The 14170-nt window shown below is 66.4% G+C and carries 20 protein-coding genes; all 20 read left to right on the forward strand.

Going from position 1 to position 14170, the window contains the following annotated elements; genetic code table 11:
- Positions 1 to 166: 166 nt before the first annotated feature.
- The 20 genes from ACGFYH_RS36490 (at position 167) to ACGFYH_RS36585 (ending at position 14076) form a co-directional block, all read left to right on the forward strand.
- On the forward strand, positions 167 to 667 hold the full coding sequence (locus tag ACGFYH_RS36490) for an ATP-binding protein (protein WP_393807473.1): 501 nt from the start codon (positions 167 to 169) through the stop codon (positions 665 to 667).
- A 40-nt stretch (positions 668 to 707) separates the two neighbouring features.
- The gene (locus ACGFYH_RS36495; RefSeq protein WP_393807474.1) at positions 708 to 2111 is read left to right on the forward strand and encodes a hypothetical protein; all 1404 of its coding nucleotides are present in this window, start codon (positions 708 to 710) and stop codon (positions 2109 to 2111) included.
- 97 nt (positions 2112 to 2208) lie between these two features.
- Positions 2209 to 2772 (forward strand): hypothetical protein, encoded by a 564-nt coding sequence (locus ACGFYH_RS36500; protein ID WP_366016288.1) that lies wholly within the window; start codon positions 2209 to 2211, stop codon positions 2770 to 2772.
- Between the two features lie 160 nt (positions 2773 to 2932).
- Positions 2933 to 3271, forward strand: coding sequence for a hypothetical protein (locus ACGFYH_RS36505; RefSeq protein ID WP_393807475.1), 339 nt, complete (start codon positions 2933 to 2935; stop codon positions 3269 to 3271).
- Positions 3272 to 3317: 46 nt separating this feature from the next.
- Complete coding sequence (locus tag ACGFYH_RS36510) at positions 3318 to 4430, forward strand: AAA family ATPase (RefSeq protein WP_393807476.1); 1113 nt, start codon at positions 3318 to 3320, stop codon at positions 4428 to 4430.
- Positions 4431 to 4500: 70 nt separating this feature from the next.
- Positions 4501 to 5646 (forward strand): hypothetical protein, encoded by a 1146-nt coding sequence (locus ACGFYH_RS36515; protein ID WP_393807477.1) that lies wholly within the window; start codon positions 4501 to 4503, stop codon positions 5644 to 5646.
- 91 nt (positions 5647 to 5737) lie between these two features.
- Complete coding sequence (locus ACGFYH_RS36520) at positions 5738 to 6622, forward strand: hypothetical protein (protein WP_393807478.1); 885 nt, start codon at positions 5738 to 5740, stop codon at positions 6620 to 6622.
- A 106-nt stretch (positions 6623 to 6728) separates the two neighbouring features.
- A complete protein-coding gene (locus ACGFYH_RS36525; protein ID WP_366016283.1) occupies positions 6729 to 7073 on the forward strand; it encodes a hypothetical protein in 345 nt (114 codons plus the stop codon).
- Between the two features lie 64 nt (positions 7074 to 7137).
- On the forward strand, positions 7138 to 7566 hold the full coding sequence (locus ACGFYH_RS36530) for a hypothetical protein (RefSeq protein WP_393807479.1): 429 nt from the start codon (positions 7138 to 7140) through the stop codon (positions 7564 to 7566).
- On the forward strand, positions 7563 to 8087 hold the full coding sequence (locus ACGFYH_RS36535; protein ID WP_393807480.1) for a hypothetical protein: 525 nt from the start codon (positions 7563 to 7565) through the stop codon (positions 8085 to 8087). Before ACGFYH_RS36530 ends, ACGFYH_RS36535 begins: the two co-directional genes overlap by 4 nt.
- Before the next feature lie 30 nt (positions 8088 to 8117).
- Positions 8118 to 8582, forward strand: coding sequence for a hypothetical protein (locus ACGFYH_RS36540; protein WP_365834462.1), 465 nt, complete (start codon positions 8118 to 8120; stop codon positions 8580 to 8582).
- A gap of 145 nt (positions 8583 to 8727) precedes the next feature.
- Positions 8728 to 9075, forward strand: a complete 348-nt coding sequence (locus ACGFYH_RS36545) for a hypothetical protein (RefSeq protein ID WP_365834464.1) — start codon at positions 8728 to 8730, stop codon at positions 9073 to 9075.
- A 78-nt stretch (positions 9076 to 9153) separates the two neighbouring features.
- Positions 9154 to 9468: a hypothetical protein gene (locus ACGFYH_RS36550; RefSeq protein ID WP_393807481.1), complete on the forward strand. Its 315-nt coding sequence runs from the start codon at positions 9154 to 9156 to the stop codon at positions 9466 to 9468.
- A gap of 83 nt (positions 9469 to 9551) precedes the next feature.
- Positions 9552 to 9860, forward strand: coding sequence for a hypothetical protein (locus ACGFYH_RS36555; RefSeq protein ID WP_393807482.1), 309 nt, complete (start codon positions 9552 to 9554; stop codon positions 9858 to 9860).
- Positions 9857 to 10042 (forward strand): hypothetical protein, encoded by a 186-nt coding sequence (locus ACGFYH_RS36560; RefSeq protein WP_365834470.1) that lies wholly within the window; start codon positions 9857 to 9859, stop codon positions 10040 to 10042. The genes ACGFYH_RS36555 and ACGFYH_RS36560 overlap by 4 nt, the downstream gene beginning before the upstream one ends.
- Positions 10039 to 10731 (forward strand): hypothetical protein, encoded by a 693-nt coding sequence (locus tag ACGFYH_RS36565; RefSeq protein WP_393807483.1) that lies wholly within the window; start codon positions 10039 to 10041, stop codon positions 10729 to 10731. The genes ACGFYH_RS36560 and ACGFYH_RS36565 overlap by 4 nt, the downstream gene beginning before the upstream one ends.
- Positions 10728 to 10964 (forward strand): hypothetical protein, encoded by a 237-nt coding sequence (locus tag ACGFYH_RS36570; RefSeq protein ID WP_393807484.1) that lies wholly within the window; start codon positions 10728 to 10730, stop codon positions 10962 to 10964. Before ACGFYH_RS36565 ends, ACGFYH_RS36570 begins: the two co-directional genes overlap by 4 nt.
- Complete coding sequence (locus ACGFYH_RS36575) at positions 10961 to 11380, forward strand: DUF3560 domain-containing protein (protein ID WP_393807485.1); 420 nt, start codon at positions 10961 to 10963, stop codon at positions 11378 to 11380. The genes ACGFYH_RS36570 and ACGFYH_RS36575 overlap by 4 nt, the downstream gene beginning before the upstream one ends.
- 637 nt (positions 11381 to 12017) lie before the next feature.
- Positions 12018 to 13754: a group II intron reverse transcriptase/maturase gene (gene ltrA / locus ACGFYH_RS36580; RefSeq protein ID WP_393807486.1), complete on the forward strand. Its 1737-nt coding sequence runs from the start codon at positions 12018 to 12020 to the stop codon at positions 13752 to 13754.
- A gap of 73 nt (positions 13755 to 13827) precedes the next feature.
- Positions 13828 to 14076 carry a DUF3560 domain-containing protein gene (locus ACGFYH_RS36585; protein ID WP_393807487.1) on the forward strand — a complete coding sequence of 83 codons (249 nt, stop codon included), beginning with the start codon at positions 13828 to 13830 and terminating at the stop codon, positions 14074 to 14076.
- Positions 14077 to 14170 lie beyond the last annotated feature (94 nt).

The raw sequence follows: 14170 nt of genomic DNA on the forward strand, positions 1-14170 counted from the left end.
ACACAAGACGTCGGCATGCCTCCCTCACGCCGAGCGAAACCATGCCTGACCAGCAGAAATCAAGAGATCACGTTCGGTTGAGATACGGCTTCTGACCACACTCAGCCGTTCACGGAGCCCGCGCGGTCTGACACCTAGGAGGCCGCGGCCACTCCGAGGAGGTCTCATGACGCTGCGCCTCACCCTCCGCAAGCTGCCCTACGCGTTCAAGGTCGCTGCCGACGCTCAGGCTGTGGGGCCAGCGCGTCGCCTCGTACGCGAGGCAGTGGACAGCCTGGACCTGGGGCAGCAGGCCCCGTCACTGGACGACCTTGAGTTGCTCGCTACCGAGCAGGTCACCAATGCTGTGGTGCACACGATGGCGCCGTGCGTCGTGTGCATTCGGTGGACGGGCCGACGCATTCGCGTCGAGGTAACGGACACCGATACACGCGACGTGGAAGCGAGGGTCCCGCCGGCGAACGACGAACACGGGCGCGGCCTGTTCCTCGTGGACGTCCTGGCAGCTGCTTGGGGCAGTTACCGGGAGCCAGCAGGCAAGACGACCTGGTTCGAGTTGGCTGCACCCTCGGAAGATCCTCTGGCATCTGGTGCCGCGTATCCGTCCGCTGACTGCCGGGAAGGGCAGGCGGCCAGAGGCGTGGCGGAGGCCAGTTACTCGCGGTGAACCTGGCGTCTCTGTAGGCGAGTTAGGTCAGAATGCAGCCATGGTCGCGATCATCAAGTGCGAGAGTTACGAGTACGAGGACGTCAGGGCATTCGAGGAGATCCACCGGTCTCGGCGCCTCGAGTATGAGTGGACGCTCATACGCAAGGAGGAACTGAACTTCAAGGGGCGGCACTTGGCCCTGATCGCCGCTCAAGACGAGTACGGACGCTACGAGGTTAAGTACGTGGGCAAGTGCGTTCGCGGCCGCAAGGCAGCAGATTCGGTGAAGCAGTTGCGCGTCACTCATGTCCGTCGCTTGCAACGTCCGGTGCCGTTGTCAGAGCTACTCGAGGCTGTGCCTGGACATCTGCAGCGTCACCTTGTTACGGAGGGGCAGCAGACCAAGACCGCGGGTTCAGAGTTGCGGCGCCTCCTTCTGGAACAACGGCCTGAAGTCCGTGACGCCGTCGATGAGATCGAAGGCGCTATTTCCTCCTGGGACTTCGGCACCTCGCGTGCTGGCCAGGCGGTCTCGTTGCAGCGCGACGGCACCTTGATATCTGCGCGCATGGCGGGCTTCCGGGCCCTTGATCTGGCTGAGTGGGACCCTCCCGCGGAGGAGCTCTACGACGACAGGGTGCCGCCGCTCTTCCTTGATTGGGTCACGGAGTCATCGTCTTCGGAGGGCCGGGGTCAATCTGAGCCTCAGGTCCGAGCTGGCCGTCCGGAGACGATGGCTGCCCAGCCGGCGCTGGAGGATCACCTCATCGCCCATGACACGCACACGATGCGGGGCTGGTTGAGCGAGGCCACTGATCACGTCGCGTGGCGAGAGTTCCGCGAGCATGGACGAACGCTGCTCGTCGGGAACGCCAACCGGGCAACAGCGGAGCGGTTGTTGGGGTGCGATGTCACCTTCTACAACGTCTCGCGGAACAGCATGGTCCTCGTTCAGTACAAGAAGCTCGATGCGGAGAAGGGCGGCTTCTACTACCCGAACAGCGACCGGAACCTTGCCAAGGAGCTCCGGCGTATGAGGGCCTTGGATCGGTATGCGGCGAGCGTGGCTGACGGAAATGGTGAGCAGCGACTCGACGCGAACCCGAGTTGGATCAAGCTCTGTCACCCGAGGTCAGTGCTGCCGCACACCTCGGAGATGATCCACGGCATGTACTTCTCCCGGCGCCAGTTCGAGTCGCTGCGGCAGGATGCCCGCCTGAAGGACGGACGACAGGGCGCGGTCCGGTTCGGCTACAAGAACGTGCCCGGGTACCTCGACAACACGCTGTTCACGCGCCTGGTCGAGACAGGGCAGATCGGCACGACCGGAATCAGTAGCGATCTTGTACGCCAGCAGGTCTTTCGCACTTTCCGCGGGCAGCGCGACCTGGTGATAGCCGCGCTCTACGGCGATGAGCCGCCGCAGGCGGAACGGAACGCGCGGCGACGCATGAGCAAGTGAGCGCCTTACCGGCGGCGCTCCCTCGCGTGCCGGATTCGCCACCGTAGCGGCTATTCTGCTATGTCCCGGACAGTGGAGCAGCAGGAAGGAGGCCGTCGTGGCGAAGCCGCTCATCGTGGGCCGCAAGGAGTTCGCGAAGATCTACAACGTTGCGCCGACGGCGGTCAGCGACCGGTGGATCCCGGCCGGGATCGTCTCCTACGAGGATGCCGTGATCGTCTCGGGTAAGCCGTATTGGCCCGGTGGTCTGGCTGTGGACTTCGCGCTGCCGCCGGGCAGTCGCGGCCGGCAGTTGGATGAGGCGCTCCTTGCCCAGCTGGAGGAGGAGCAGCAGGCGACGGTCCGTCCGATGAAGAAGGGCGAGCTGCCGCCGCTGGTGGGGCTGCAGGAGTACGCAGCCTTGTTCGGCATCAGCCAGCATCAGGCAGCGAACGCCCGCAACCGTGGCAACGGAATGCTGCCGGCAGAGGACTACCTTCTGGGGGGCTCCCCCGTGTGGCTGTTGTCGACCGTCCTCGAGGGCGCCGAGCACACGATGACGCAGAGCCGTGGTGGCGTGTGGCAGCTGCAGGAGGATGTTGCTGCCGCTTTGCGGGAGGGCCGCTATGACGGGCCCGGGTCGGCGATCGCCGCGCGAGGCAAGGCCGCAGCGGGTTCGTAGCGTCGTCGCGTCCGCCGGATTCGCTGCCTTGGAGCAGTTCGGTGGAATTGCCTCCCCCTCGATCCATAGTAGAATTAACTTCATCCACTAAGGGGTGCACGCACAGGTCGCGCCGACCACATGCAAAATAGGCTGCGATACATCGAACGAGGAGGGGTAAGTGACCGTGCAGCTAGAGCTGCCCATCGCAGCCATACAGCAACCCGAGAATCCCGGCGGCAAGCTGACGATCCAGGAACGATTCGAGGCATTCGACCAGCTCAACCCCTGGATCCTCAAGCACCTGGAGAGCCTCACCGCCGACTGCGTCGAGCGCGGGCTCAAGCGCATCGGCATCGGGATGCTGTTCGAGGTCCTGCGCTGGCAGTACGGACTCGCCACCCGCGGGGAGCCCTGGAAGCTCAACAACGACTTCCGGAGCCGCTACGCGCGACGCCTCATCGACCTGCACCCCGAGTGGTCCCCCCTGTTCGAGATCAGGAAGATCCACACAGCCTAGAAATAGGCCAGTGTCCATCTTCCCGTAAGTCTCTTGGAGATGTTCTGTGTCCAGCACGACCGTGCCACCCCTGCGCACCCGCAAGCCCACCGGCGTCATCCCGTGGCCGATCGTCCTGATCGAGGGCGAAGAGAAGAGCGGCAAGAGCCACCAGGCTGCGGCATTCACCGGCTCCGAGCAGACCGGCCAGGCGTACTGGCTGGAGCTCGGCGAAGACACAGCCGATGAGTACGCGAACGTGCCGGGTGCGGACTACCTACTGATCGAGCACAACGGCAGCTACCGCGACATCCTCGGCCAGATCGAAGCCGTGCACGCCGAGGCCAGGCGCGCTGCCGCAGCGAAGGAGAAGCCAGTCGTCCTGGTCATCGACTCGGTATCGATGCTGTGGCGGATGCTCGTGAACTGTACCAACGAGCGCGCCCACCGCACACCGAAGAACGAGGCGAAGCTACGCCAGGACCCGGATGCCGAGATCAGGCCCTCCATGAACCTGTGGAACGACGCATCCGAACGGTGGCAGCGGGTCATGTATCTCGTGCGCACCATGCCGGGCATCGTGATCCTGCTCGCCCGCGGCAAGGAAGTGGCTGCCGTGGACGGCAACGGCGATCCGATCCCGAAGACAAAGGACTGGCGGGTGGAGGGCCACAAGTCCCTCGCCTACGACGCGACGGTGTGGGTTCGGCTTCAGCGTGACAGCGATCCGCAGGTCATCGGTGCCCGATCGCTGAAGTTCGAGGTGCCGCGCAGCGGCAAGCCGAAGACCCTGCCGGGCTTCACCATCGAGAGGCTGGTGTTCGGTCTGATGGGCTGCTCGATCCACAACCAGCCCAAGGTCGCCCCGGAGCTGACCGGGGATCTGGCGCAGCAGTGGATGCCGAAGGTCCACAAGGCTGCCGAGCAGGGCGTCGACGGCTTGAAGGAGCTGTGGCGTCAGGTCGAATCGGACGAGGATCTCAGCCGCACCGAGGTGCTCGTGGTGCGCGCCGCCATCGAGCGCATGGCCGCCGAGGTCAAGAACCCGAAGAAGTTCAGCGACCCCACGAGCGATGACGTGGCGCGGCTTCGGGCGGCGGCAGCTGAGCAGCAGGACCTGGCCGCCGAGGACCCGGGCGACTTCGAGGAGTTGCCGCCCGACGAGTTCGCCGCCGCCTGACCTTCACACCCTGCGTCGCCGGGGCCCGCTGTGACGGGTCGGGCCCCGGCGTGCCCTCCTGGAGACTGCTGTGACCGCCACCACCTTCAGTGCGCCTGCTTCCCTGTCGATCTGGGATGCCGCGCACTCCGCTGATGCCCGCCGACCCCGTTCTGTGCAGACACAGTTGGGGGCGTCGGACACGATCTGCTCACGCCGCGCCGGATACATCCTGGCCGGCACCGAGCGCACGAACGCCGGGGACAAGCGCGCCGCGATCCTCGGCACGTACATCCACCAGGGTCTGCTCGAAGATGCCCGCCGCGAGTACGGGTGGCTCATCGAGCGCACCGTCGCGGACGGGACCTTGCGCGGGCACATCGATGTCGTACAGCTCGATGCCGCCACGGCCGCGCGGCTGCCCAAGCGGCATCGTCCGGCCGAGCCTGCCGCGCACCTGACGGTGGAGGACGTGAAGACGAAGTCGAGCCGCGTGTGGGACCGGGTCGTGAGGTTCGGTCCGACAGCAGCAGAGATGCGGCAAATCCTGCTGTACGCCGACCTGTTGCGCACGGTCGGGTTCGCGGATGTTCCTGGCCAGCGGTACCTGCACAGGCTCGGCCCGATCGACGTGCAGCGCATCCGGTTCCGCTTTGTGTGCCGGGATACGGGCGAGGAGCACATCGAGGAGTTCGTCTTCGATGAGTGGCTGGCTGCTCAGGCGCGTTGGTGGGTGGACCGTGTCGTGGAGGCGGACTGCCCGGAGGAGCTGCGGCGCGACCATGACGGTCCCGGCCTGTCGGTGATCTGCGACAACTGCCCGTTTGTCCATGCCTGCTGGCCGGGTGTGCCGCCGGGGCGGCCCGCGCAGACGATTCTCGTCCACGACGACGAAGACCGCGCGAAGGCACTCGCCGACTACGTGCGCGCTCATGAGCGATACCGGGATGCCAAGCGGGTCAAGGAGATGGCTCGGGCGATGCTCGACAACTCCCCCGAGGGCAACTACGGGGACAACCATCTGGGGTGGGGCGGCGGCAACGACAAGGAGGAGCCGGATGTCGCTGCGATGGTCGAGCAGTTCGAGGACGCCGACTTGGTCGTGCCGATGGTCCCGGACGAGAAGGCCATGATCCAGATTCTGCGCCGGGCCGGCATGGTCGTGCCCCGGCGTAAAGCAGCCGGGCAGAAGACTGCCCGCACCATCAAGGTCAGCCGGGCCCGCAAGACCTCCTGACGGCCTCTGTGGCGGCCCCGCACGGACGGTGTGGGGTTCGCCTTCTCTTTTGATCTTTCGAAGCCCTACTGCCGCCTTGGAGGCATGTTCCGTGTCGATTCTGCGCCGCCACCTCAGCACCGGGTTCACGGTGCTGCCGACGGCCACCCTTGAGGACTCCCGTCTGTCGTTTCGGGCTCGGGGCGTGCTGGCGTTCCTGATCTCGAAGCCGGATGAGTGGAGGGTGCGTGCCGAGTCGATCGCGAGCGCGGGCAGGGAGGGCAAGGAGGCGATCAAGACGGCGCTGCGCGAGCTGAAGGACTTCGGCTACTACCGGGTGGTGACCGAGCGGCTGGCGGACGGGACGCTGAGCCGGATCACCGAGGTGTACGACACGGCGCAGGAATGGGCGGCCGAGGAGTACCGCAAGTTGGAGGCGCGGCGAGTAGCGCGCAGGCTCAAGAAGCAGCTGGATCAGGGGGACCCGGCGCCCAGTGGGGAGGCGTCCGGAGGCGGGCTGGGCGATGACGGGGAGGCGGCCGACGGGACCGAAGGCGGGTTTTCGGGCGCCGGTTTTCCGGACGCCGGTTCACCGGACGCCGGATCTTCGGGCGTTCTAGTTAGTAACCAGAGCCAATATCCAGAGAAGAACCCCCCTACCCCCACAGCTGACGCTGCAGGGGAGCCGGTTGGCGCTCCGCTCGACGCAACGGCGGCGGGTTGGTGTCCGACGCATCCGGATGAGCCGGGCCGTTCGTGCCGGGGCTGTGGCACGAGTCCGAGGCAGCAGCGGGCGTCGCAGCAACGGGCAGAGAAGGAGCGGTTCAAGGCCCGTGAGCGGGAGGCGAATGAGCGGGTGTTGGCGCAGGTGCGGCGTAAGCCGGGGGTGGAGGGGCTGTCGGAGGTGGCGCGGCAGCAGCTTGCTGCCATGCGGAGTGGGAGGCAGGAAGCTGCGGCTGGTGGCGGGGAGGTAGAGTCACCGCCAGAAATAGGCTGATGTATAAATGTGCTGCGGTCCACACACGGCCGATTTGCCACCCCTGCCACACATAGTAGAATTAACTATATGAGCAGGAAGGGCCCACTCACTTTGGGAGGCACACATGAAGTACGGCTCCATCTGCCGCGGGATCGCTTACATGCCCGACGATGAACTCATTGACGCATTCACCAGGGCGAGCATGTTCCAGGTGGCCTGCCGGGGCGACGAGGTGCGAGTGATCGCCTATCACGGAGAGAGCTCCGTTGAGGCTCAGCGCCGGCCGGGCGGCAAGGGGTGGGAGGCGCTGGCGCTCACACAGCAGCCCAAGGGTGATCTGCCGTTGACGGGGGTGCTCTTCATGGACATCCCGCAGAGCGCATGGGACACGCTGGACCTGGCGGTCGGCGTGCTGCGGAGCCGGTTCGGCGACCACTTCACCAAGCGCGTGGCGCTGAAGGTCAAGTAATTGAAGCTGGTTGTGCACTGGAAAACATAGGCCAGTGCACAACCAGCGTGGAGGATGGATGGACATGCTTGATGTGACTGCCGAGGTGGCCGCGATCCGCGCCGACTACGGGCCGGACGAGCGCCGCGCTCTCGCCGTGTACAGCGACGTGCACGTCGCCCTGGAAGAGGCCGGACTACACCCGTACGTAGAGACCCGCGGCGGCCTGGCCGTATGCGCCTTTGCCGACGACGGCACGCTGTTCGTGGTCGCCGGCGAAGACGCCCTGCCGTTCAACCGCTGGACCCCCGGGACGCTCGCGGGCTGGCACCTGAGCCACGTGCCCGAGGACGGGCCGGCGCCCGCCTGGCGGTGCGTGGTCTATGACAGCCTGCCGCCTCATCCGTGCCGCTACGAGGCAGGGGACCTGGACCTGAGGCCGCTCGTCGAGGCTGCGACGGCTCACCTCGCCGCCTGCTCTCATCTCCGCGAACCCGCCGGGGCCGGGGCGTGAACCTCAACGAGGACGACATGCAGATGGCGGTGCGTGACTTCTTCTCACCGGCGCTGCTCCTGGAGTTCATCGACCTGCCGGATCTTCGAGCTCGCATCCAGTGGGGCGAGAAGCAGTTCGACGAGGGGCAGCGCACCCGCAGCGTCCGCCGACTCGAGGGGGAACCGGATGCCGGATGCCTGACGCGCTGGTCGGCCATGCCCAGCGGGTGCGGGTTTCGCTACGACGTCGATGCTCGTGGCGGTGCACGGTCCGGAATCGTGTACTGGCAGGACGTGCATCGGACGGTGAACTCCCGTCTGACGCCCGTCCGTTACGGGGCTCTGCGTGCGGCGGTTGAGGCCGTCGCAGCGCACGATGCCGCGTACGTTCCGGGCCCGGTCCCCTTCCGTACGCCTGAGTTGTGGACGTCCCTGTTCTACCGCCCGTGGGCACGCCGGGCCAGCGGCCTGGAGCTGAAGGCGTCGGCCGCCCTGGATGCCATCTGCCCGCCCGCCAAGGCGCAGCCCGCCTTGTTCTGATTCCACGCGACAACGAGAAGGCCCTTCCCCGTGATCACCTCCACTACTTCCGCTGCCTGGACTGCCGCCGCGCCGTGCGCCGGCCTCGACGGGTACGTGCCCAGCGAGGAGCTGGTCCGCAGCAGGCCCAGTGACGTCATGAAGGCCTGCGGGCCGCTCATGGAGGGCTGCGCGCAGCTGTGTCCGTTCGTGCTGGAGTGCTACGAGCGGGTGCGGCCGGAGGCGAATCGGTTCGACGGGGTGTGCGCGGCGCGTACGTGGGTCAACGGACGGGCCGTCGCTGTGGCCGAGGGGGCGCCCGCGCTGTCGAAGCTGGCCTCGCAGGCGGGAACGTGCGGGACGAGCAGCGGGGTGAAGGCGCACCAGCGGCTCGGGGAGCCGTTGTGCGGGCTGTGCCGGGTGACGTCACAGCGGGCCGAGGTGCGGCGCGCGGGCGCGGCGAGCATCCGCAAGCGTGCCTCTCGCACCGGCCGCGAGGCACGCGCGGCAGCGTAGAGGCGCGCCGCGAGGCGCCTTCCAGGGCCCTGACCTGCACTAACGCAATTGACACCCCCTCTAGGCACAGTAGAATTAATCTCAGTTGGGGAGGGGGAAATACGCCCAGCTCCCGCTTGAAAGACGAGAAAAGGAAGCATCGCTCATGCCCACGATGACGCCGGACCCGCTCGCCGTTCTGCAGGTCGCCACCATGCACAACATCACCGAGGAGCAGGCCGCGACCGCCATCACCTGGGCCGCGCACATGACCGTGCACGCCTGGGAGGCCTACGCGGACACGCTGGGCCTGGTGAAGAAGGACGGCGCCGCGATGGAGGCATGGTTCAGCACGCTCGGCCCGGACCTGCGCAGCTCCGTACTCGAGGACGCGGTCACCGCGGTGGTCGGCGCTGACCGTGTGCTCGCCGAGATCTACAGCAAGCAGGACGGCCAACAGCCTGCCCGCGCACGAGTCATGCGCACCAACCGGCCTCGCGTTCACATCCACTGACGCTCCACGACTTCGGCCCGCCTCGTTCCGGGGCGGGCCGCGCCATGCCGTCATCTCAACGCACTGAAAGGGCTCCTGATGGGCTCCGTCGACTTCTACACCACCGTCACCGGCACCGGCACCGACATAGAAGCGGCGTTCAACGCCGCCCGCGAGCAAGCCCGGTGGGAGTACGGGGCTTCCGGCTTCACCGGAACGATCGCCGAGAAGGACGGGGTGACGCTGCTCGACGAGCCGAAGCGCAGCGAGCAGGACGCTGTGGTGCGCGCGAAGCAACTGCTCGACGGCGACGATCCGCGGGTCAGTGCCAAGTACGGGCCCGCCGGCGCACTGCCTGTCACCACCGACGACGAAACAGACGGCTGGCTGTTCTTCGGCCTGGCCGCGTACTGACACCCGCTGAGGGGCTGCGCCACAGCGCAGCCCCGGACAGCAGCGCCCCCCTATCTCCGGATCCCCGAAAGACGACGACCACCGTGCTCGACAAGCACCTGCCGCTTGAGGCGGCCGCCGAGATCATCAGCAGCCTCGGCCTCAACAGCACCCAGACCCGCCGGGCCAATCACACGATGCAGCGCATCGTCCACCGCGCCTGGACCCGACGCGGCCGGGCCAAACAGGCTGTGACGTTCGAGGAGTTCGCCGACGAGGTTCCGGCCTGTCACTGGTCTTTGATGTTCGAAGTGTGCGGGCTGGTCCTGCTCGGCCGCGACGCGGAGGCATGCACGCTGATCGCCGCGGCCCGTCATCTTGAAGCCGCGCGCGCCGCAGGGGGCGCGACGTGATCCTCACCTCGCGGGAGATCGGCCGTATCGGGCTGCGCGATCGCAGCCGCAGCGACGACTTTCCCACCCGCCAGGCGGCGCGACGAGCCCGCCGCGCATTCAAACGCCGTGCAAGGCACCGGCTCCGCACCGAGATCATCGCCTGCCACGCACACGGCCTCGGCGAATCGGAGCTCCTGTGACGGGCCATCCCCTGCCGATCGGCACGCGGGTCTCGCACATCAACCAGCAGTGGGCCCGCAGTCTCCCGGACGGCACCGCCACGGTCATCGGCCGCGAAGGCCCGTGGCCGGACGGCTCGTGGGAGTACCAGGTGCGCGCGGCCCGCGACTTCTCGCGCCAGCCCGGCCCCGACAACCCCGAATCCCGCACCACGTGGTGGCCGTCCTGGGCCACCACACCCTCACTCACGAAGGAGAAGCCCATGAACGACAACATCAGCAACAGCGAGAGCGAGGACGGCGAGCAGGAGATCCTCTCGCTCTACCGCCTCCTGGCCAAGGCCATAGCCGCTGTCGACAACAACATGGAGGAGGCGTTCGTCGTCTTCGGCCTGCCCAGCCTGTGGTCTCTGACCAGCCCGGAAGTGCGACGGCAGGTGCTTCTCCTCGCCGCGTGGGAAGCCCGCTCCGCCACGGCGGCCGAGCTCGAATCTCCGACGTCCGCAGGCCAGTACGCGTGGGCTTTCACCCAGTACGCGTCCTCGTGGGCCGAGCAGCACCCGGACGGGGACGCGAAAGCGTTCTGCGCCGGGCCGCACTCGGCGCGCCATGCCGCGTCGTCCCTCGCCTTCGACCGCGACGACTTCTTGGTGTCCCTGGAGACGGCTCTTCTCCTGTGCTCCCGCGCGAAGACGCCGGAGGAGTCGTGAGACCCGGCGGTTACGTGTGGCTGCGCGGCCACGGCAACAAGCCGTTGCGCGACGCGCGCGGTGAGGCGATCGCGTTCCGCATTGCTGCGTCCAAAGCCATTGCTGGCCACGGCACTTGGTATCAGCTGTGCACCGCTCACCGGGCGGCGCAGGACATCTTCGGCGGCTGGCACACCGGTCTTGCCCTCATCCCCTTCACCCTGCCTGAACTCGCAGAAGGACCCCGACAGTGACCATCGAGATCATCCACACACGCAGCGAGGGAACCCTCATAGAGGGCAGCGCGAAGGGTGATGGTGTCTACGAAATCGTCCGCCGGCACGGCTTCCGATATTTCCCCTCCATCGGTCAGCTCGGCATCCGGCAGTCCCGCGACCGTGCCGCCAAGACCTGGTACATCAACGCGGCCGCGGCCGCCCTGCGCGAGGCCGGCTTCGAGGTCAACGTGAAGGTCGACGAGAGCGACCGGCGTAGCTTCGCCGAAGCCGAGGCGGACCGTGTCGAGCGTGCCGAGGGGCGGGCCGAACGGTTCAGCGGCTACGCCGACAATGCGGCTGCCCGCTCCGAGTCCGCGTACCAGCGTGGCCACCAGATCGCCGACGGCATCCCCATGGGGCAGCCGATTTTGGTCGGGCAGTGCGACCTGTAAGTCGCTCAAACCAGTGCATGTCAGGAAGGAGATAGCGACATGCCGACCCTGTGACCGTCGGGTCGTCCCCCACCCCGCATGCGTCGGGAGTAATCCCTTCGTGTGAAGCCGGGGCAACAAGCCGAAGGCCGCCGCGACCACTGCGGGGGTACGGGCCGGGGGAAGTCCGGACGGGCGAACGCAAGTGAACCCTCGATGAACGTCCGTAAACAAGGAACCGCCACCAGTGGAAGCAGTCGGGGCGGAACAGGAGAAGCAGGGTGCAAATCCCAACACGACGCCGCCAATTGGCCAGTTCGGCAGTAGGTCACCGTGTCTCCCGGATGAGAGAGGGCGCCCATCCCGGACGCAACTGGAATGAGTGGAACAGGGAAATCCCGTAGAGGTCCCTTGAGGTAGGCCGGAGGTAACGAAGGCTCAACTCCTCTGCGGGCAAAGGATGGTTCGAGAAGCGAAGGCCGCTGGGGCGAAAGCCCAGGGGAAACGCTGGAGAGAGGGGCTCCACCCTCCAGCCATAACCCGGCGGATATCGGCCAACTGGCCGGGCCCGAAAGGGAGCTGAAGCGGACCAGGTGGGTCTTTGAAGCACCAACGCGAAGCCAACAGAACGACGGAGCAAGTTAGACAGGGAGGACGAATGGACCGCAACGGGCAGACGCCCTTCTGGAACGGATCCGCCGACGACGCCTGGCACAGCATCGACTGGGCCCAAGTGGATGGCGAAGTACGAAGGTTGAGGCAGAGGATCTTCAAGGCTGCGAAGCAAGAAGACATGAAGAAGGTCCGGAATCTCCAGAAACTCATGCTGCGATCGGTCGCGAACACGCTGCTGAGCGTCAAGCGGGTGACGCAGGTGAGCAAGGGGAGGAAGACCACCGGCGTGGACGGGGAAACAGCTCTCAGCCCGGAGAAGAGAGGCCGCCTCGCGCGGCAGCTCCTCGAAGGCGGAGCCCCTCGCTCCAAGCCGGTCAAGCGAGTGCAGATCCCGAAGGCCAATGGAAAGACGAGGCCACTCGGTATCCCGGTGATCCGGGACCGGGTCCAGCAAGCCAGGGTGAAGAACGCCCTGGAGCCGGAATGGGAAGCGCGGTTCGAGGCGCGAAGCTACGGCTTTCGCCCCGGCCGGGGATGTCACGACGCCCTGTCAGCCATGTACCAGATCGCCGGGCAGCGCCGGGCGAACAGGGAATGGGTGCTGGACGCGGACCTCTCCGCCGCCTTCGACCGAATCAACCATCGGCGCCTCATGGAGGCCATCGGTCAATTCCCCGGAAGGGAACAGGTCGAGGGCTGGCTCAAGGCCGGAGTGATGGACCGCGGGAAGTTCTCTCCCACAGAGGAGGGGACCCCACAGGGGGGAGTTATCAGCCCTCTCCTGCTCAACATCGCTCTGCACGGGATGGAAGAGGCCGTCGGGGTACGCCGATACAGGCAGCGCGGAAGCCATGTCATGTATCGGGATTCCCCGGCATTTGTGAGGTACGCCGACGATTTCGTTGTGTTCTGTCACAACGAGACGCAGGCGCACAGCATCCGTGAGCGGCTGGCCGAATGGCTGGAGCCGAGGGGGCTGTCCTTCAACGAGGAGAAGACCCGTGTGGTCCACCTCAGCGAGGGCTTTGACTTCCTCGGGTGCAACGTTCGTCGGTACGCGAACGGGACGCTGCTGATCATGCCGAGCAAGAAGGCCATGAAGAGGGCCCACGAGCGGGTCAAGTACATCATCAAGTCGAACAGGGGAATGAATCCGGTGCCGATGATTCGGGACCTGAACTCATTCCTCCGAGGCTGGACGGTGTACTACCGGCCGTGGGTCTCCAAGGAAGCGTTCTCCGAGCTGGATCACGTCATGTTCGGCCACCTGTGGAGGTGGGCGACTCGGCGGCATCACAGCAAGGGGAACCGCTGGATCAAGGCCCGGTACTGGGGACGGCGGATCAAGGGACGCAACAGCAACTGGATCTTCGGTGAAGGTTCGGTCTACGTGACCCCCGCCAAGTACACCCAGATCATCCGCCATGTTCCGGTCTTGGGGACGAACTCCAAGGACGACCCGGAACTGACGGAGTACTGGGCCAAGCGCGCGGCCAAGCGGTCGACGAAGGACGTGGGGGACCGATTGATCGTGTCCCTCGCGGCCCGACAGCGAGGGCTGTGTGCGCGATGCGGCCTGGATCTCGTAGAGGGTGCCGAGTACGAACCGGACAACGTCCATGACTGGGTTGCCTGGTTCGACGCTCGACGACGAGCTCTCCACGTGCACCACAAGGTGTACAGGCAGCACGGAGGCTCGAACGAGATCCGGAACCTTGTCCTCATGCACTCCGCATGTCACAAGCAGCTCCACGTAAAGGAGCCGCACGGTGCTGAGTAGCCCATGTGACCTGCTTGAGCCGGATGCGTCGAAAGGACGCACGTCCGGTTCTGAGGGGGCCGGGGTCGCAGCAATGCGCCCCGGCTACCCGACCCACTCCGAGCGTCGCGCCCGCCGCGACGTCGAACGCATGGACCATGCGATGCGGACCAGCATCAGCGAAAGCGGCAAGGCTTCCTACTGGTCCGGACGTCAGAAGGCGGCTGAAGGGTACGAGCAGTTCCGTAAAGCGCCCCGGCGGACCCTGCGCCGTATCGAGAAGCTTCAGGCCGACCTGCGGCGGGTTCAGAAGTGGCAGCGCGGAGAGTCGGCAGGGGGCTAGGGACCTGTCCCCGAGTGGTGGACACCTCTGAGCCCGGCCCCGGCAGGGGCCGGGTAGGAGGGATCTCTTATGGTGATGAAGGTCTACTCGCCCG

Source organism: Streptomyces sp. NPDC048392 (genome assembly GCF_043200575.1).
Lineage (GTDB): Bacteria > Actinomycetota > Actinomycetes > Streptomycetales > Streptomycetaceae > Streptomyces.

Coding starts and splice junctions, on each gene's coding strand:
- ACGFYH_RS36490 (WP_393807473.1), top strand. CDS start 167: ATGACGCTGCGCCTCACCCTCCGCAAGCTGCCCTACGCGTTCAAGGTC.
- ACGFYH_RS36495 (WP_393807474.1), top strand. CDS start 708: ATGGTCGCGATCATCAAGTGCGAGAGTTACGAGTACGAGGACGTCAGG.
- ACGFYH_RS36525 (WP_366016283.1), top strand. CDS start 6,729: ATGAAGTACGGCTCCATCTGCCGCGGGATCGCTTACATGCCCGACGAT.
- ACGFYH_RS36585 (WP_393807487.1), top strand. CDS start 13,828: ATGCGCCCCGGCTACCCGACCCACTCCGAGCGTCGCGCCCGCCGCGAC.
- ACGFYH_RS36545 (WP_365834464.1), top strand. CDS start 8,728: ATGCCCACGATGACGCCGGACCCGCTCGCCGTTCTGCAGGTCGCCACC.
- ltrA (WP_393807486.1), top strand. CDS start 12,018: ATGGACCGCAACGGGCAGACGCCCTTCTGGAACGGATCCGCCGACGAC.
- ACGFYH_RS36550 (WP_393807481.1), top strand. CDS start 9,154: ATGGGCTCCGTCGACTTCTACACCACCGTCACCGGCACCGGCACCGAC.
- ACGFYH_RS36530 (WP_393807479.1), top strand. CDS start 7,138: ATGCTTGATGTGACTGCCGAGGTGGCCGCGATCCGCGCCGACTACGGG.